Genomic DNA, 17,908 nt, shown 5'->3' on the forward strand with positions numbered 1-17,908 from the left:
GCCCTGGTTCGGGACGTGGTCGGCCGGGATCGGGCCCGCCCCGCGCCAGCCCGCCCGCCGCAGCGCGTCCAGGCCGCGGTGGTAGCCGGTGCGCGCGTAGGCGTACGCGGCGACCGGGTCCTGCTCGCTCAGTGCCTCGCGGGCGAGCAGCGCCCAGACGTGGCTCGCGGCGGGGTACTTGGCCGCGAGGTCGCGGAGGTCCTGGCCGGCCTCGAGCGCCGCGCGGGCCGGCATGTCCGGGTGGTCCTCGGGCAGGTAGGTGGGCTCGGGGCCCAGCAGGTTCTTGTGCATGTCGTTCAGTGTGGCAGGTGCGAGCCTGTGGAAATTCCCCTCGCCTACACCTGCTGCCGTCCGTAGGCTCGCCGCCGTGACCGTCCAGACCGTCGGAGGCACGGTCGTCCTGCGTCTGGCCGCCGCCGGGCCGCCGCTGGCGACCGGTGGCGACGCGCTCGAGGTCGTCGCCGAGGCGTGGGCCGCCGACGCGGAGGTCGTCGCGGTGCCGGTCCAGCGGTTTCCCGTGCCGTTCTTCGACGAGCGGACGGGCCTGGCGGGGCGCTTCGTCCGCACGGTGGTCGACCACGGACTGCGGCTCGCCGTCGTCGGTGACGTCACCGCCCGCGTCGCGCGCACCCGGGCGCTGGAGAAGTTCGCCCGCGAGTGGGAACGGGACGGGCGGGTGTGGTTCGTCGTCGACGTCGCCGAGCTCGCCGTGCGGCTGGCCGCGGAATAACAGCGGGCGGCCCCGCCTTGTCCCTGACGGCAGCGGACGACAGGAGGGTGGGCGAGGTGAGCGGCGAGGTCTCGGAGCCCGAGGCGCACGCACGCGCCCTGGCGCCTGCTGCCCGTCGCCACGTCCCGCTGCGGCCGATGTGCGCCGCGCCCCACAGCTGCTCGCAGGCGGTCCGCCGCCAGGTGCTCCAGCAGGTACCCCTGTTCCGCGGTCTCGACGGCATGGAGCTGGAGCAGGTGGACGCCCGGATGACCTCGCTGGCGTGGTCCCAGGACCAGGAGGTCTACACCGCCGGACAGCGCGCCGAGCACCTGTACGTCCTGGCCAGCGGCCGGGCCAAGGCGCTGCGCACCACCCCCGACGGCGGGGAGCACGTGGTCGACCTCCTCGCCCCCGGCGACCTCTTCGGCGGGCTCACCCTCCTCGGCAGCCGCGAGCACACCGAGACGGTGCGGGCGATGACGACGCTGTGCGCCCTGCGGGTGGACACCGACGCATTCCGCCGCATCCTCCTCGAGCACCCCGAGGTGGCGCTGCGTGCCCTGGAGATGACCGCCCGACGGCTGGAGCAGGCCCGCTCGTCGCTCAGCGCACAGTCCCTCGCCCCGGTACCGCAGCGCGTGGCCGCGGTGCTGCTCCGGCTGGCGCGCAAGTTCGGTGAGCGGCGCCCCGACGGTGGGGTCCTCATCCAGCTCCCGCTCTCCCGCGCGGACCTCGCCTCGATCGCCGGGTCCACCCCCGAGTCGGTCTCCCGGGCGATGAGCCGCTGGCGCGCGGCGGGCATCATCGACTCCGGCCGGCGCTGGACCGAGATCAGGCAGCCCGAGCGCCTGGAGGAGATCGCCCAGGGCGCGTAGGCAGCCGGCCGGCTCAGAGCCGCGCGTGGACCCGGGTGGCGAAGGCGGTGACGCCGTCGACCACGGCGGAGAAGCGCAGCGAGTGGAACAGGTCGAAGGCGTGCTGCCCGCCCGGCAGCTCGGCATAGACCACCGGCTCGGCGGACGCCGCGCGGAGGTGGGCGACGAGACGGCGCGCCGTCTCGACGTGGGCGAGGGAGTCCGCGGTGCCGTGGGCGACGAAGAAGGGCGGCGCCCCGGCAGCGTCGTGCCCGAACGGTCCTGCCTCGGACGCCGGCCCGCCCTCCTCGTAGTACCCGCCGTACCACCCGTAGAGCCCGACGACGGCGCTCACCGAGGTGTCCGCGTCCTCGAACCCGGGCTGGTAGCGCGGGTCGTGCTGGGTGAGCGCGGCGATCGTCGCGAGATGGGCACCGGCCGACCCGCCGGCGAGGACGAGGGTGCCGGGGTCCGCGCCGTAGCGTGGCCCGTGCTCGCGCACCCAGGCGAGGACCCGCTTGACGTCGGTGAGGTGGTCGTGGAACCCGGCGTGGGGTCGCAGGCGGTAGTTCGCTGTCACCGTCACCCAACCGAGCTCGGCCAGCCGGAAGAGCAGCGCCCTGGACTCCATGCTCTTGCGCCCGCCGTGGTACCCGCCGCCGTGGAGGTGGACGAGGACCGGTGCCCCGGTGGGCCGGGACCGGTGACGGTAGAGGTCGAGGTGGTTCGCCCGCCCCGCCGGGCCGTAGGGGATGTCGGGAACTCGTTCCACGTGCCGCGGCCGGAACACGAACGGCACGACCTGCCGGCCGACCGAGAGCCGGCGCCCAAGCCCCAGCCGCGGGTCGAGCTGCGCGTCCCACCCGGCGCCCAGCCCGTCGTCCAGCGCCCGGGCGACGACCGGACGGGCCCGAGCGCCGCGCCAGGCGATGGCGACGAAACCGGCGAGGACGAGCAGCGCGAGCACGAGCGCCGCCGCCCGGCCCGCCGGCTCGACGGCGGGGTCGAGCAGTCCCGGCAGGGTCAGCGCGACGAGCACCAGTGCGAGCAGCGCGGGGACCTCGTTGTAGGCGGCCGCCAGCCGGTAGCTCAGGCCGGCCAGCCAGGCGGGGCGGCGCGGGGAGACCAGGGTGAGCGCGACCACCGCCCCGTGGACGAGGACGCCGATGAGGAGTCCGTACGGCATGCAGCAGCACGGTAGGGACGGGACCGGAGGGCTGTCGCGCTGTTTTCCGCGCTCGGCGTGGGCTGGAGGGGGAGCACCTGACCGGCAGCGGTGTCGTCGAGGACCAGGTGCCCGACTGCGCCGGCCACCGCACGCCGGGTGTCGCTCCGCGTCGGGGCGCAGCCGGCCGCGCCGCGCGGAGCGGTCAGCGGCTGCGGCGCCGGCCCAGCGCCACCCCGGCCAGCGCGAGCGCCCCGCCGGCGAGGGTGAGTGCGGAGGGCACCTCCCCGAGGAACAGCCAGGACAGCAGCACCGAGACGACGGTGACGAGGTAGGCCACCATCCCCAGCCGCCCCGCGGGGATCCGGGCCAGCGCGTAGCCCCACGTACTGAAGGCGAGAGCGGTGGAGAACACGCCGAGGTAGACGACGCCGAGCACCGCGCTCGGCTCGGCCGTGCCCAGCTCGGCCGCGAGCGAGGGGGTGAAGGGCAGCAGGACCACCGTGCCGACGACGAAGCCCAGCCACGTCGCCGAGAGCGTGTCGACCCGCTGGAGGATGACCTTCTGCAGGAGCACCGACGTCGCGTAGACGACGGCGGCGAGCAGGGCGAGGGCGACGCCGCGGGCGGCGCCGGGGCCGGTGAGCAGCCCGCCGCCGGAGACGCCGAGGGACATCACGGTCACGCCGACCAGCCCCACCGCGGCACCGAGGAGCAGCCGGCGCGGCAGCCCCTCGCGGAGCAGCGTCCCCGCGCCCAGCGCGATGAGCAGCGGGGCGACGTTGACGAACAGCGCCGCGGTGCCGGCGTCCACGTGCTGCTCGGCGGCGTTGAGCGCGAGCTGGTACCCGGCGAACCACAGCACCCCGTAGGCGAGGAGCAGGCCGAGGAGCCGTCCCCGCGGCACCCGGCGCAGCACGCCGGCGCGCAGGGCGACCGGGGCCATGACGAGCGTGGCGACGCCCATGCGCAGCAGCGCCATCGGGCCGGGGGAGAGGTCGGTGCCCGCCGCGCGGATGACGACGAACGAGGACCCCCACAGCAGCACGGTCGCGGCGACGGCGGCGACGGCGAGGACCGGACGGGTGGCCGAGCGCACCGGGGCGGGCGCGGTGTTCACTGTCATACCGTCCCGGGCGTTCGACACCACTGCACGTCGGTCACCGACCCGGCCGTGGGGGAGTCGCGGCTCTCCGCGGCGTCCTCCGACGGTCTCCGGCAGACGCCGGCGTGCATCACCGGACCGGTGTGTCGGAGGCTCAGCCCTCCTGGGTGTCCTCGGTGCGGCGCAGCACCTCGGTGAGACGGTTCGCGGCCGAGACCACGGCACCGGCGTGCAGCCGACCCGGCTGACGGCCCATCCGCTCGATCGGGCCGGAGACCGAGACCGCCGCGAGCACCTTGCCGTTCGGCCCGCGGACCGGTGCCGAGACGGAGGCCACGCCCGGCTCCCGCTCGCCGACCGACTGCGCCCAGCCGCGGCGCCGTACCCCGGAGAGGATGGTCGCCGTGAAGCTGGCGCCCTGGAGCCCGCGGTGGAGGCGGTCAGGCTCCTCCCAGGCGAGGAGCACCTGCGCGGCGGACCCGGCGAGCATGGTGAGCGTGGCGCCGACCGGGATGGAGTCGCGCAGCCCCATCTGGCGCTCGGCCGCAGCCACGCAGATGCGCTGGTCGCCCTGGCGACGGTAGAGCTGGACGGACTCCCCCGTGTGGTCCCGGACCGCGGTGAGCACCGGGCCGGCGGCCGCGAGGAGCCGGTCCTCGCCCGCGGCGGAGGCCAGCTCGCTCAGTCGCGGGCCGAGGATGAACCGGCCCTGCATGTCACGCGCGACGAAACGGTGGAACTCGAGGGCGACGGCCAGCCGGTGAGCGGTCGGCCGCGCCAGATGGGTCGCGGCGACGAGCTGGGCGAGGGTGGCTGGACCAGCCTCAAGGGCGCTGAGAACCGTGGCGGCCTTGTCAAGGACGCCGACTCCGCTAGAGTTGTCCATGTGGCGATATTGCCATCTCACTCTCTGAGATGCAAGCCCGTGGCCCACACGGCACGAACCGACAGGCAAGAACTGGGGCGGACACCCCGCGCCCGAGAGGTGGACAGAGGAATGAGCGGCACCCTGGCAGAGAAGGTCTGGAACGCGCACGTCGTGCGCAAGGGGAGCGACGGAGCGCCCGACCTGCTCTACATCGACCTCCACCTCGTCCACGAGGTGACGAGCCCGCAGGCGTTCGAGGGGCTGCGGCTCGCGGGTCGCCAGGTGCGCCGGCCGGACCTCACCATCGCCACCGAGGACCACAACACCCCGACGCTCGACATCGACCTGCCGATCGCGGACAAGACCAGCCGCACGCAGATCGAGACGCTGCGGAAGAACGCCAAGGACTTCGGCATCCGCATCCACTCGCTGGGCGACGCCGACCAGGGCATCGTCCACGTCGTCGGCCCCCAGCTCGGGCTGACCATGCCCGGCCTGACGGTGGTCTGCGGCGACTCCCACACGAGCACCCACGGCGCCTTCGGCGCGCTGGCCTTCGGCATCGGCACCAGTGAGGTCGAGCACGTCCTGGCCACCCAGACGCTGCCGCTGCAGCCGTTCAAGACGATGGCGATCAACGTCGAGGGCCAGCTGCCCGAGGGCACCACCGCCAAGGACATCATCCTGGCGATCATCGCCAAGATCGGCACCGGCGGCGGCCAGGGCTACGTGCTGGAGTATCGCGGCGAGGCCATCCGCTCGCTGTCGATGGAGGCGCGGATGACCATCTGCAACATGTCCATCGAGGCCGGTGCCCGGGCGGGCATGATCGCCCCCGACGAGACGACCTTCGAGTACCTCAAGGGCCGCCCGCACGCCCCGCAGGGCGCCGACTGGGACGCTGCCGTGGAGTACTGGAAGACGCTGCGCAGCGACGACGACGCCGTGTTCGACGCCGAGGTCACCCTCGACGCCTCCGACCTCGAGCCCTTCGTCACCTGGGGCACCAACCCGGGGCAGGGCCTGCCGCTGTCCGGCCGCGTGCCCGACCCGGCCGACATGGCCGACGAGTCCGAGCGCATCGCCGCCGAGCGTGCCCTGGAGTACATGGGCCTGGAGCCGGGCACCCCGCTGCGCGACATCGCGGTGGACACCGTCTTCATCGGCTCGTGCACCAACGGGCGGATCGAGGACCTGCGCGCCGTCGCCGAGGTCATCAAGGGCCGTAAGAAGCACGACGACGTCCGTGTCCTCGTCGTCCCCGGCTCCGCCCGGGTGCGGCTGCAGGCCGAGGCCGAGGGCCTGGACAAGATCTTCCTCGAGTTCGGCGCCGAGTGGCGCAACGCCGGGTGCTCGATGTGCCTGGGCATGAACCCCGACCAGCTCAAGCCGGGGGAGCGGGCCGCCTCGACGTCCAACCGCAACTTCGAGGGCCGCCAGGGCAAGGGTGGGCGCACCCACCTCGTCTCCCCGCTCGTCGCCGCCGCGACCGCCGTGCGGGGGACGCTGTCCTCGCCGGCCGACCTCGAGCCCGCCCGCCAGCTGGTCAACGCCTGAGAAGAAGGAACATCGCCATGGAGAAGTTCACCCAGCACACCGGCGTCGGCGTCCCGCTGCGGCGCAGCAACGTCGACACCGACCAGATCATCCCGGCGGTCTACCTCAAGCGCGTGACCCGCACCGGCTTCGAGGACGCCCTCTTCGCCGCCTGGCGCGGCGACCCCGACTTCGTCCTCAACCAGGAGGCCTACAAGAACGGCTCGGTGCTCGTCGCCGGCCCGGACTTCGGCACCGGCTCCTCCCGTGAGCACGCCGTGTGGGCACTGAAGGACTACGGCTTCAAGGCCGTCCTCGCCTCCCGGTTCGCCGACATCTTCCGCGGCAACGCGGGCAAGCAGGGCCTGGTGGCCGGCGTCCTCGCCCAGGAGGACATCGAGCAGATCTGGAAGATCCTGGAGAACGAGCCGGGCACCGAGGTGACGGTCGACCTCGTCTCCCGCACCGTGAGCTGCGGCTCGCTCGTCGCCCAGTTCCAGATCGACGACTACACGCGCTGGCGGCTCATGGAGGGCCTGGACGACATCGGCCTGACCCTCCAGCACGAGGAGGACATCACCGCCTACGAGGCGCGCCGCGAGTCCTGGCGCCCGAAGACCCTGCCGGCCAAGACGCTGCCGCCGGTCGAGGTCAAGGCCGCACGTCCGGTCGACGGCGAGGGTGTCCCCGCCCACGAGGAGGCACCGCTGCGCTGACGCGGAGCCGCACCCGACGCGCCGAGAGCCGGGTCCCAGCTGGGGCCCGGCTCTCTCCGGCGGATAGCCGGTACAGCGAATCTCAGTGGTTGACGAAGCGGGGCGACTGGAAGGCTTCCATCAGCCACTCTCCGAAGCCCACTTTCCGGAGGTAGATCTCGGCAGGGTCCTCCGAGCTTCCGGTGACGCCCACGCGGCACATGGCCTCACCCCACGGATGGCCGCTGGTCGAGGTGCATTCCCCGACCTCCAGGGTCGCGCCCGCGTAGCTGTCGAACAGGAAGTCCGCGATCGACACCTGGGTGCTGAGCCTGCGAACTTCCTCCCGATCCTCCGCCGCCAGCGCAGTGATGAGTGCGGCGACGGTATCTGCCTCGTCGAGGAAGTCGATCTGCGCGAGCTGGACGGTGCCGTCCGCGAGGCCGATCCTCGCTACGGCGTCGGTCCGACCACAGCAGGCTCCGTCACCCGGCGCCACGAAGCCGACGATCTCGGCTTCGACCTGACCACCCACGATCCTGACGGAGCGCACGTGAGGTCGGTCCCGCTCGAAGTCACCCAGGTCGACGTGGCCGAGGTAGGAGGGGCCTTGCCCGTAGACGACGATTGCCTCAGGCCAGGGAACTCCGCCTCGGCTGCAGCTGAGCACCAGTGCAGCCTCGAGTGCGCCGTCGCCGTCGAGGTCGCCGTAGGCCACGCGGTCTGGGGGGATCGTCCCGTCGGGACGACTGATGCTCACATGGCCCTCACGGTCTGCGATGCCGGGCAAGGTGCCGTCGACCAGCGTTCCTGCGGGATGTTCACACAGGGAAGGAACCGGCGCGGCGAGCAGGGCCTCCTCGTCGAGCGGCTCGGCCTCAGCCTCGATCGTGATTCTCACCAGGCCATCGCCCGTCAGTTCGCCGATCAGACCACGGACGTGGCTCCAGAGCAGCCCCACACCCGTACCGAGGATGCCGAGCAGCACCCGCGTCCCCCGTTCAGCGAGCCACGAGAAGGTCGCCTGGCCCGCACTGTCGGAGACCAGCTGCTCCGCGCAGCCGATCAGCGAGGACGCCAGCGCACCGAAGGTGGCGGCCTGCGGCGTGTCGGAGACCGCCTCCGCTGAGGTCAGCAGTCCTGCCATGCACTCCAGGTTTCCGACGTCGTCCCACGGAAGGGCTGATACTCCCCAGACGCTCAGGGCGAGGTCGATGCCATAGATGAGCGACTCGACGAGGAGACTCGCAGGATGAGAGCGCGCTTCGGCGACCGTGAACGGTGCGGTGGGGGCAGTCGTCACCGTGGCGCTGCCGCCCGGGCTCGCGAGGCCGGTCGGGACGGGCTGTGGCATGAGCGCGAAGAGCGCGAGCGACGCCATGCTCCCGAGTGTGGGGCCGGGTACCGACGCCACACGTCCGGCGGGATCGGTGCGTACGGCGTAGGGGACTCCGGTCGCCGGCGTGACGCTCAGATGCAGGCCGTCGCCGTCGGACCAGACGCAGGGCCACACCACGCCGTCCGGGTCCGCCGATGCCACCCAGCGCCCCGATCCGGGCGTGGGCTCCGGACAGTCGGGTCGCGGGGTATGGAGTCCGAGGACGGTGTCGATGCCGCGGGAGACCTGCGACCACCACGCATCCACATCGACCTCGATCAGCGTGAAGATGCTCAGGTGGTCGACAGCTGCCGTCGGGAGTCCGTCGTCCGCCGTGACAGCGAACAGGTCGGCCCGATCGTCCTGCTCGGTCAGCACGGCGAGCGCATCAGCCATCTGGCTGTCGGTGAACCGGAGAGTGATCGGTTCCGCCGGTTGCTTGCCGTCGCCCAGGATGACCTCGACCGTCGGGCCGGCGACGGACGCCAGGCCATGGAGGTCGGGCACGGCGGGGTCGGCGAGAACTGTCCCGCTCACCGTCGTCCCGACCTCCGCCACCCCGGCCCGTCCACTGACGGTCACGCCATCGAGCTCCAGCTCGAAGCCATCCGAGCCGACCTCCGTCGTCGCCGACTCCGGTAGGTCCCGGTCGATGAGCGAGCAGCCACCGACGACGAGAGTCACGGTCAGCAGTGACGTGACAGCGCGCCTCATCCCGGCTCCCTCCGTCACCCGGATCATGGCACGGTGCCCGACGTCCGATGCACGTTTCCACGCACGCACGTGCTCAGCGGCTCATCGCGTCCGGTTCCGGTCTCCATGCCAGAGGACCGACCGCCCGAGTGCCGGCGCCAGCACCACCAGCGCGCTCGCGGCGAGGACGTGCCAAACGCTGTGGCCGTCCCAGAGCGAGCCCGGGACGCACAGCGGACCGTCCGCGCGGGAGAGCCCGCCCACCGCACCACCCACCGCGAGGAGGGCCGTCGCCGCCAGCGTCCGCACCCGCGTCGCCGGGACCGCGCGGGCGCGCAGCAGGCTGAGCACCACCGCCGCGGCCGCCACCCCGACCTGGGCGAGGTCACCGGCCCGCGGAGCGAGGACGATGACGGGTAGCAGTGCCACCGTCGGCACCGCCCACCACCACCACACCCGCCGGCGCCCCCACAGCCCGGCTGCGGCGTCGGCCGCGACGAAGGTGAGGGTGGCGAGGAGCGGGAGGTCGTGCACCGGGTCCTGCCACGGCGGGCGTGGGCCGTGCTGGACCACCGAGCCGACGCCGATCCCCGCGACGAGCAGGGCGTACCCGGTGAGGGACCCGACGTCGTGCCGGCGGCGGCGTGCGCGGGCCGCGACGACCACGCCGGCGACGACGAACGCCAGGCTCGTCACCGCGGCCACCGGCTCGACGAGCGGCCCCCACGGCTCCGACGGGCAGCCCGGTCCGGTGAGGCCGGCCTGCGTCACCACCCGGCTCGCGCCCATGGACCGACCATAGGCGCGTGCCGCCGCCAGGCCCCACGGTTCTCGCGGGCGCGCGTCCCGAGCCCGCCGGCCCCCGGCGGCGCCGCCCGGCCCCACCGGCACGGTGAGATCGCTTTCATCTTCACGGGGCCTTCACCCACTCTCATGGCACTCTCACACGAGCGGCCTATGCTGGATCGGCCGGGCCACGGGGGTCCGACGTGGCAAAGAGGTGGGTATGAGCGCAGTACTGCAGGTCAACGGTGGTGCACCGCTGAGGGGCGAGATCCACGTCCGTGGTGCCAAGAACTTCGTCTCCAAGGCCATGGTCGCCGCCCTGCTGGGCGAGGAACCCTCCGAGTTGCGCAACGTCCCGCAGATCAAGGACGTCGAGGTCGTCTCCGGCCTGCTGAGCCTCCACGGCGTCAAGGTCGACTACGACGTCGAGGCCGGTGTCATCCGCCTGGACTCCAGCGACGTCGAGAAGGCCCACGTCGCCGACATCGACGCCCACGCCGGCTCCAGCCGCATCCCGATCCTCTTCTGCGGCCCGCTGCTGCACCGGCTCGGGGAGGCCTTCATCCCCGACCTCGGCGGCTGCCGCATCGGTGACCGTCCGATCGACTTCCACCTGGCGATCCTGCGTGAGTTCGGCGCCATCGTCGACAAGCGCCCGCAGGGGATCCACATCACCGCCCCGCGCGGCCTCACCGGCGCCAAGGTGCGCCTGCCCTACCCGAGCGTCGGCGCCACCGAGCAGCTCCTCCTCACCGCCGTGCGGGCCAAGGGCAAGACCGAGCTGAGCAACGCCGCCATCGAGCCGGAGATCACGGCGCTCATCGCCTTCCTCCAGCGGATGGGCGCGATCATCTCGGTGGACACCGACCGGGTCATCCGCGTCGAGGGCGTCGACCACCTCGGCGGGGCGAAGTACACCGCGCTCACCGACCGCATCGAGGCCGGCTCGTGGGCCTGCGCCGCCCTGGCCACCGGCGGTGACATCGTCGTCCGCGGCGCCGACCAGCACGACATGATGGCCTTCCTCAACACCTACCGGAAGGTCGGCGGCGACTTCGAGGTCTTCGACGACGGCATCCGCTTCTGGCACCCCGGCAGCGACCTGCGCTCCATCGTCCTGGAGACCGACGTCCACCCCGGCTTCATGACCGACTGGCAGCAGCCGCTCGTCGTCGCGCTCACCCAGGCCACGGGACTGTCGATCGTCCACGAGACGGTCTACGAGAACCGGTTCGGGTTCACCGAGGCGCTGCGCGGCATGGGCGCCCAGATCCAGGTGTACCGCGACTGCCTCGGCGGGTCGCCCTGCCGGTTCGGGCACCGCAACTTCTACCACTCCGCCGTCGTCTCGGGCCCCACCCCGCTGCGCGCCGCGGACATCGTCGTCCCCGACCTGCGGGGCGGGTTCTCCCACCTCATCGCGGCGCTCGCCGCCGAGGGGACCTCGCGGGTCAGCGGCGTGGACATCATCTACCGCGGCTACGAGGACTTCATGGGCAAGCTCCGTGCGCTCGGCGCGGACGTCGAGCCCATCACAGACCGCGGCATGACAAACGTCATCGCGCAGGCCGGGTGAGCGCCATGTGAAGCGGTGACCGCGCGCACTGCCGTGCGCGCGGGTCCGGGGCGAAGGTGGAGACATGACCACCACCGACACCAGCTCCGTCATCACCGTCCGCGGGCTGCACCGCCGCTACGGCTCCGGCCCGACCGCCTTCACCGCCGTGCGCGGGGTCGACCTCGACGTCCGCCGCGGCGAGCTGTTCGCCCTGCTCGGCACGAACGGCGCCGGGAAGACCTCGCTGCTCGAGGTCGTCGAGGGCATCGCCCCACCCACCGCCGGCACCGTCCGGGTGCTCGGCAGCGACCCGTACCGCGAGCGGCACCGCGTGCGCCCGCGCACCGGGATCATGCTGCAGGAGGCCGGGTTCGCCTCCGACCTCACCACCGTGGAGACGGCGCGCATGTGGCACGGCACCCTCGGGGCGCCGATGCCCGCGGAGGCTGCGCTCGACCTCGTGGGGCTGAGCGGCCGCGCCCGTGTGCCGGTCACGTCGCTCTCCGGCGGTGAGCGCCGCCGCCTCGACCTCGCACTCGCGCTCATGGGCCGCCCCGAGGTCCTGTTCCTCGACGAGCCGACCACCGGCCTGGACCCGCAGTCGCGCCGCGACGCCTGGGACCTCGTCCGCCACCTCCTCGAGGAGGGGGTGACCGTGGTCCTGACCACCCACTACCTGGAGGAGGCCGAGGAGCTCGCCGACCGGCTCGCCATCATGCACGGCGGTGAGATCGTCCGCTCCGGCACCGTCGAGCAGATCGTCGCCGGGGAGCCGGCCCGCATCCGCTACCGGACCACCTCCGGCGACCTCGCCGACCCGCGCACGCTCCACGGCCTGCCCGGGCTCCTGGGCGCGCGGCGCAGCCGCACCGGGCTCGTCGAGCTCGAGTCCCGCGACCTGCAGGTCACGCTCTCCGCACTCCTCGAGCGCGCCAACACGGCCGGTGAGGTGCTGACCAACCTCGAGGCGAGCCACGCCTCCCTCGAGCGCGCCTTCCTCACCATCGCCCAGCAGGAGGACGACGACGTCGCCGCCCTCGCCGCCCCCGTCGCCGCCTGACCAGCCCCGCCGCGTACCGAAGGGACCAGACCATGACCACCGTGACCGCCCACGGCCCGCTCGCCCCGGCCACCGCCACCGCCCCGCGCGCCGGCCGCCTCGACCGCGTCCTCGCCCTCGTCAAGGCCGAGGTGCTCCTGCTCGTCCGCAACCGCACCACCCTGTTCAATGCCGTCGCCCTGGCCCCGCTCATGGTGGTGTTCCTCAGCACCGTGGGCATGGTGCCCGAGGGCGCCGACTCCGCGGTCGCCGGGCTGCTCCTCACCGCGCTCGTCGCGCTCGCGCTGCTCTTCGTCGTCTACTACAACCTCACGACGACGCTCGTCGCCCGCCGGGAGGAGCTCGTGCTCAAGCGGCTGCTCACCGGTGACGTCTCCCGCGCGGAGATCGTCCTCGCGTGCGCCACGCCGGCCGTCCTCGTCGTCCTCGCCCAGATCGTCCTCGGCGTCGCGGCGACGGCGGTGTGGTTCGAGCTCCCGACCGTCCAGAACCCGCTCTGGATCGTGCTCGCGGTGGCAGGTGGGACCATCCTGTTCGCCCTGCTCGCGGCGGCGTCCTCCGGCTTCACCCGCACCGTCGAGGCGGCCCAGCTGAGCACGCTGCCGGTGCTCATGGTGGCGACGGCGCTGTCCGGGCTGGCCCTGCCGCTGCACCTCATGCCCGGCGCCGTCGAGCAGGTCGCCCAGTGGAGCCCGCTCTACCCGGTCGTCGCCCTGCTCCAGCACGGCTTCGGCGCCGTCGCCCCGGACGGCACCGTGGCCTCCGGCGCGCTGGGTGACGTCGCGCAGCCGGTCGCCGCCATGGCGGTGTGGATCGCCCTCGGCGTCCTGGCCGCCACGCGGTGGATGCGCTGGGAGCCACGCCGCTGAGACCGGCCGCTACCGGTCCCGTCGCCCCGGCGGCGGGACCGGTAGCGTCGTGGCGGACCGTCCGGGCGAGGGAGGATGTCGGACATGGCGGGCATGTTGGACCTGTGGCGCCGGCGCTCGGACCCCGAGCGGGTCGAGGCCTACACGCGGTGGACCCTCTACATCCTCCTCGGGTTCATCCCCCTCATGGCGCTCGTCATGGTGGCGCCGGTGACCGTCGACCTCGACGGCCCGCGCGTGGGGATCGCCACCTACGTCGTGCTCATGGTCGCCCAGGTGGCCCTCGCCATCGTCGTCACCCGCGACGGCATCACCGCCTACCGCGACGGGACGCCGCTGCCCCGCCGCCGGGTGGTGCTGCTGCTCTCGCTGACGGCGGCCGCCGTGGTGAGCGCGTTCCTCTTCCTCCCGGCCGGGCGGGAGATGGTGTGGGAGGGGCGCAGCCCGGCCGTCTTCCTCCTGCTCGCCGCGGCGATCTGGGCGCTGACCCTGGTGGTCCGGCCGCGGGTGTTCATGCCGCTCGCCCTCGTCGCCGGGGTCGTCAGCGCCCTCGTCGGGCTCCCCACGACACCCTGGCCCTACGTCGTGGCGAGCGCGATCACGTACTGCTTCATCATGGGCACCATCGCCCCGAGCTTCCGGATCTCGGTGTGGCTGCTCGGCGTCGTGTGGGAGCAGCACCGCACCCGCCAGCTCCACGCCCGCCTCGCCGTCGCCGAGGAGCGGCTGCGCTTCTCCCGCGACCTGCACGACGTGCTGGGCCGCGCGCTGTCCGCCATCGCGCTGAAGAGCGAGCTCGGCGCGGAGTTGGCCCGCCGCGGGCAGACCGACTCCGCGGCGGAGCAGATGCTCGAGGTGCGCGAGCTGGCCAACGACTCCCTGCGTGAGGTGCGCGCCGTCGTCGCCGGCTACCGGCAGGCCGACCTCGAGACGGAGATCGCCGGGGCGCGGTCCATGCTCCGGTCGGCCGGGGTGCGCACCCGGCTCGTCGGTGAGGGCACCCAGCTTCCGCCGCACGTCCAGTCCGCGCTCGCCTGGGTGGTGCGCGAGGGGGCGACGAACGTCGTGCGGCACGCCCGGGCGACGAGCTGCGCCATCGACCTCGCCGTCGTCGGGCAGCACGCCCGCCTCACCATCGTCAACGACGGCGCCACGGCGGCGCCGTCGTCGGGCTCGGGCCTCGTCGGGCTCTCCGAGCGGCTCGCCCGGCTCGGCGGCACACTGGCCACCGAGCTCCGCGACGGCACCTTCACCCTCCGTGCCGAGGTGCCGCTCCAGCCCGAACGCGACACCGTGCAACCCGCAGCACCCGCCGTTGGGAGGATGGAGTCACCATGATCCGCATCCTCCTCGCCGACGACGAGAACCTCATCCGCGACGCCCTGGCCGGGCTGCTCGGCCTCGAGGACGACATCGAGGTGGTCGCTCAGGCCGCGTCGGGCCCGGAGGCGGTGGCGGCCGGCCGGCACCACCGGCCCGACATCGCCGTCCTCGACCTCCAGATGCCCGGGCTCGACGGCATCGCGGTCGCCCAGCAGCTCGCCGCCGAGGTGCCGGGCTGTCGCTCGATCATCGTCACCAGCCACGGCCGGCCGGGGTACCTCAAGCGGGCGCTCGAGGCCGGGGTCTCGGCGTTCGTCCCGAAGACCGTGTCCGGCCGGGTGCTCGCCGACGTCGTGCGCCAGGTCCACGGCGGGGGCCGTTACGTCGACCCCGAGCTCGCGGCGGAGGCGATCAGTGCGGGCGACTCCCCGCTGACGCCCCGCGAGGCCGACGTCCTGGAGCTCGCCGTCGACGGGACGCCCGTCGAGGAGATCGCCCAGCGCGCGCACCTGAGCCCCGGCACGGTACGCAACTACCTGTCGTCGGCCGCGATGAAGCTCGGCGCCGCGAACCGTCACGAGGCCGTCCAGATCGCTCGCCGCCACGGGTGGATCTGAGGCCGGCCGGCTCCTGCGGGCCCGCCGGTCCGGGCCACACCGGAAGGCCGGTCCTGGCCGGGACACGCCGGGGTGGTCGCGGCGGTGCCTCGCCGGGGGTGGTCGTGGCGGTGTCTTGCCGTGGGGCGTGGCGGTGTCTTGCCGGGGGTGGTCGTGGCGGTGCCTCGCCGGAGGTGGTCGTGGCCGTGCCTCGCCGGAGGGTGGTGGTATCGGCCACGCCTGGGGCCGGTTCCGGCAGGGACAAGGAGTTGTTGTTCGGAGGGGTCAGACTGATCCGCGTGGTGGGTCAGCCTCACGGGTTGCGCGGCCTGAGGGACAGGTCCATGCGTGAACCGGCACATGGGTCAGATTCATGAGCGACCCTGCACATCGGTCAGATCCATGAGCGATCCTGCACATCGGTCAGATTCTTGAGCGACCCTGCACATCGGTCAGGTTTTGCGGGTGAGTCGGTGCGTGGGTCAGGCTCACGGGTGATCAGGCAGAAAGGTCTGGCTCACGGTGAGCCATGGGGTGGATCATCCTGACTCTTCCCGACGCGGACACCCCCCAGGGCGTCACCGCGTTCGTCGGCCACAACGGGGAGCGTGCCGAGACGTCGTCGTCGAACGTCGAGAGGGTGAGCGTCCCGTCACTGGTGGCCCGCCGCTCGTCGCGCCGTGGGTCGGCCACGCTGCGCGGGCGCTCACCGGGGCCGTGACCGAGTCCACCGCCCTCGGACGTGGTCGGCGGCATGGCGGCGTCGTCGGCGGCGATACGATCCGACGGTGACCAGGCCCGTGCCCCCGCTCTACCGTGCTGCGGCGGTCGTCCTGCGCCCGCTCCTGCGAGCCGTGATGCGCCGTGAGTGGCGGGGCGCCGAGCACCTGCCACGGGAGGGCGGGTTCATCGCCGCAGGCAACCACCTGACGAACCTCGACGCGCTCGTCTTCGCCCACTTCCTCTACGACCACGGCGCCGCCCCGCGCTTCCTGGCCAAGCACACCCTGTTCGGCGTCCCGCTGCTCGGGTGGGCGCTGCGGCAGACCGAGCAGATCCCGGTGCACCGCAACACCTCCGCCGCCCGGGAGTCGCTGGAGCCGGCCCGGGAGGCGCTGCGCCGCGGGCTGTGTGTGGGCATCTTCCCCGAGGGCACCTTCACCCGGGACCCCGACCTGTGGCCGATGACCGCCCGCCCCGGGGTGGGCCGCCTCGCGCTCACCACCCGGGTCCCGGTGGTGCCGATCGCGCTGTGGGGTGTCCAGGACGTGCTCGCCCGCTACGGCAAGGTCCCGCACCTCGTGCCGCGGCGCACCGTCCGGGTCCAGGCCGGGCCCCCCGTGCCGCTCGACGACCTCTACGACCGCACCGGCGACCCGCAGGCGCAGCGCGAGGCCACCGACCGCGTCATGGCGGCCATCACCGGGATGCTCGCCGAGATGCGCGCCGAGCAGCCGCCCGCGCGTCCGTACGACATCCGCCGCGACGGCGACCCGCGGGCCGAGGAGCTCGCCGCCCGTCGCGCGCGCAAGCAGACCCGACGCACGGCCCGCGCCCGGCGCCGCCGCAGCGCACCGGCCGACGGCAGCCCGGGGAGCGCATGACCGCACGGGGCACCACCGCCGTCCTCGGCACCGGCAGCTGGGGGACGACGTTCGCCGCGGTCCTTGCCGACGCCGGAAACGACGTCACCGTGTGGGGCCGCTCGGCCGAGACCTGCCGGGAGATCACCCGCGAGCACCACAACGAGCGCTACCTGCCCGGTGTGGAGCTGCCGCATCGTGTCACCGCCACCACCGACATCCGGACGGCTGTCGCCCGCGCCGAGCTCGTGGCGGTCGCCGTGCCCTCCCAGGTCGCCCGCGCCGTGCTCGCCGAGGTGGCCGACGCGCTCGAGCCGGACGCCGTCGTCGTCTCGCTGATGAAGGGGGTAGAGCCGGGCACGGGGGAGCGGATGAGCGAGGTGGTGCGCGAGGTGCTCGGCCTGGAGGAGCGGCGCGTCGCCGTCGTCTCCGGTCCCAACCTCGCCCGGGAGATCGCCGACCACCAACCCACCGCCACCGTGGTCGCCGCGGTCGACGAGGCCACCGCGGCACGCGTCGCCCACGCCTGTGCGGCCCCGTACTTCCGCCCGTACACGAACACCGACGTCGTCGGCGTCGAGCTCGGCGGGGCCGTGAAGAACGTCATCGCGCTCGCCGTCGGGATGGCCCAGGGGGTGGGGTACGGCGACAACACCACGGCGTCGCTCATCACCCGCGGCCTGGCCGAGACCACCCGGCTCGGGTTGGCACTCGGTGCCCGGGCCGAGACCCTGGCCGGGCTCGCGGGCATGGGCGACCTCGTCGCCACGTGCTCCTCCCGGCTCTCCCGCAACCACACCCTCGGCCGGCACATCGGCGAGGGGATGACCCTGGAGCAGGCGGTGGCCGCGACGGGCGGCACCGCCGAGGGGGTGCGGTCCTGCCGTGCGGTGCTCGAGCTCGCCGATGCGCACGGGGTGGACATGCCGATCAGCCGCGCCGTGGCGGCCGTGCTCTACGAGAACCTGCCCGTACCGGCGATGACCGAGGCGCTCCTGTCCCGCCCCCGCCGGGCCGAGGGCCGCTGACGCACGGGGCCGGGTCGGGGGCCGTTGACGCACGGGGCTGGGCTGGGGGCCGTTGACGCACGGGGCTGGGCCGAGCGGTGCTGAGGCATGGCGCGCCTG

At 73.4% G+C, this 17,908-nt stretch carries 18 protein-coding genes; 12 read left to right on the forward strand and 6 right to left on the reverse strand.

Annotated features, from left to right (window positions below):
• Positions 1-291: DUF3151 domain-containing protein (locus tag Q0195_RS11445; RefSeq protein ID WP_299278555.1), on the reverse strand; the 291-nt coding region annotated here is incomplete at its 3' end.
• A 76-nt stretch (positions 292-367) separates the two neighbouring features.
• Here Q0195_RS11445 and Q0195_RS11450 point away from each other — a divergent pair.
• Both Q0195_RS11450 and Q0195_RS11455 read left to right on the forward strand, forming a co-directional pair.
• Positions 368-730, forward strand: a complete 363-nt coding sequence (locus tag Q0195_RS11450; RefSeq protein WP_299278557.1) for a DUF4180 domain-containing protein — start codon at positions 368-370, stop codon at positions 728-730.
• A gap of 56 nt (positions 731-786) precedes the next feature.
• The gene (locus Q0195_RS11455) at positions 787-1,587 is read left to right on the forward strand and encodes a Crp/Fnr family transcriptional regulator (RefSeq protein ID WP_299278559.1); all 801 of its coding nucleotides are present in this window, start codon (positions 787-789) and stop codon (positions 1,585-1,587) included.
• Positions 1,588-1,600: 13 nt separating this feature from the next.
• On the opposite strand, the gene Q0195_RS11460 is transcribed toward Q0195_RS11455, so the two are convergent.
• The 3 genes from Q0195_RS11460 to Q0195_RS11470 all read right to left on the reverse strand — a co-directional run bounded on the left by Q0195_RS11460 (position 1,601) and on the right by Q0195_RS11470 (position 4,722).
• A complete protein-coding gene (locus tag Q0195_RS11460; protein ID WP_299278562.1) occupies positions 1,601-2,752 on the reverse strand; it encodes an alpha/beta hydrolase in 1,152 nt (383 codons plus the stop codon).
• A 184-nt stretch (positions 2,753-2,936) separates the two neighbouring features.
• Complete coding sequence (locus Q0195_RS11465; protein ID WP_299278565.1) at positions 2,937-3,851, reverse strand: DMT family transporter; 915 nt, start codon at positions 3,849-3,851, stop codon at positions 2,937-2,939.
• A 139-nt stretch (positions 3,852-3,990) separates the two neighbouring features.
• Positions 3,991-4,722, reverse strand: coding sequence for an IclR family transcriptional regulator (locus Q0195_RS11470; RefSeq protein ID WP_299278568.1), 732 nt, complete (start codon positions 4,720-4,722; stop codon positions 3,991-3,993).
• A gap of 111 nt (positions 4,723-4,833) precedes the next feature.
• Here Q0195_RS11470 and leuC point away from each other — a divergent pair, with 111 nt between their 5' ends.
• Positions 4,834-6,261 carry a 3-isopropylmalate dehydratase large subunit gene (leuC, locus tag Q0195_RS11475; protein WP_299278571.1) on the forward strand — a complete coding sequence of 476 codons (1,428 nt, stop codon included), beginning with the start codon at positions 4,834-4,836 and terminating at the stop codon, positions 6,259-6,261.
• A 17-nt stretch (positions 6,262-6,278) separates the two neighbouring features.
• Positions 6,279-6,956, forward strand: a complete 678-nt coding sequence (gene leuD / locus Q0195_RS11480; RefSeq protein ID WP_299278574.1) for a 3-isopropylmalate dehydratase small subunit — start codon at positions 6,279-6,281, stop codon at positions 6,954-6,956.
• Between the two features lie 82 nt (positions 6,957-7,038).
• Here leuD and Q0195_RS11485 read toward each other — a convergent pair whose 3' ends face one another.
• On the reverse strand, positions 7,039-9,027 hold the full coding sequence (locus Q0195_RS11485) for a hypothetical protein (RefSeq protein WP_299278575.1): 1,989 nt from the start codon (positions 9,025-9,027) through the stop codon (positions 7,039-7,041).
• Positions 9,028-9,108: 81 nt separating this feature from the next.
• A complete protein-coding gene (locus Q0195_RS11490) occupies positions 9,109-9,795 on the reverse strand; it encodes a hypothetical protein (protein WP_299278577.1) in 687 nt (228 codons plus the stop codon).
• Positions 9,796-10,012: 217 nt separating this feature from the next.
• Between Q0195_RS11490 and murA the strand changes: the two genes are divergently transcribed.
• The 8 genes from murA (at position 10,013) to Q0195_RS11530 (ending at position 17,809) form a co-directional block, all read left to right on the forward strand.
• The gene (murA, locus tag Q0195_RS11495; protein ID WP_299278580.1) at positions 10,013-11,368 is read left to right on the forward strand and encodes a UDP-N-acetylglucosamine 1-carboxyvinyltransferase; all 1,356 of its coding nucleotides are present in this window, start codon (positions 10,013-10,015) and stop codon (positions 11,366-11,368) included.
• Between the two features lie 64 nt (positions 11,369-11,432).
• A complete protein-coding gene (locus Q0195_RS11500; RefSeq protein ID WP_299278582.1) occupies positions 11,433-12,410 on the forward strand; it encodes an ABC transporter ATP-binding protein in 978 nt (325 codons plus the stop codon).
• A gap of 32 nt (positions 12,411-12,442) precedes the next feature.
• Positions 12,443-13,279, forward strand: coding sequence for an ABC transporter permease (locus Q0195_RS11505; protein ID WP_299278585.1), 837 nt, complete (start codon positions 12,443-12,445; stop codon positions 13,277-13,279).
• 84 nt (positions 13,280-13,363) lie between these two features.
• On the forward strand, positions 13,364-14,617 hold the full coding sequence (locus Q0195_RS11510) for a histidine kinase (RefSeq protein ID WP_299278586.1): 1,254 nt from the start codon (positions 13,364-13,366) through the stop codon (positions 14,615-14,617).
• On the forward strand, positions 14,614-15,219 hold the full coding sequence (locus Q0195_RS11515) for a response regulator transcription factor (RefSeq protein WP_299278589.1): 606 nt from the start codon (positions 14,614-14,616) through the stop codon (positions 15,217-15,219). Before Q0195_RS11510 ends, Q0195_RS11515 begins: the two co-directional genes overlap by 4 nt.
• Before the next feature lie 508 nt (positions 15,220-15,727).
• Positions 15,728-15,919, forward strand: coding sequence for a hypothetical protein (locus tag Q0195_RS11520; protein ID WP_299278592.1), 192 nt, complete (start codon positions 15,728-15,730; stop codon positions 15,917-15,919).
• A gap of 67 nt (positions 15,920-15,986) precedes the next feature.
• On the forward strand, positions 15,987-16,802 hold the full coding sequence (locus Q0195_RS11525) for a lysophospholipid acyltransferase family protein (protein ID WP_299278594.1): 816 nt from the start codon (positions 15,987-15,989) through the stop codon (positions 16,800-16,802).
• On the forward strand, positions 16,799-17,809 hold the full coding sequence (locus Q0195_RS11530; RefSeq protein WP_299278597.1) for an NAD(P)H-dependent glycerol-3-phosphate dehydrogenase: 1,011 nt from the start codon (positions 16,799-16,801) through the stop codon (positions 17,807-17,809). Before Q0195_RS11525 ends, Q0195_RS11530 begins: the two co-directional genes overlap by 4 nt.
• Positions 17,810-17,908 lie beyond the last annotated feature (99 nt).

Source organism: uncultured Georgenia sp., assembly GCF_937958535.1.
Taxonomy (GTDB): Bacteria; Actinomycetota; Actinomycetes; order Actinomycetales; family Actinomycetaceae; genus Oceanitalea.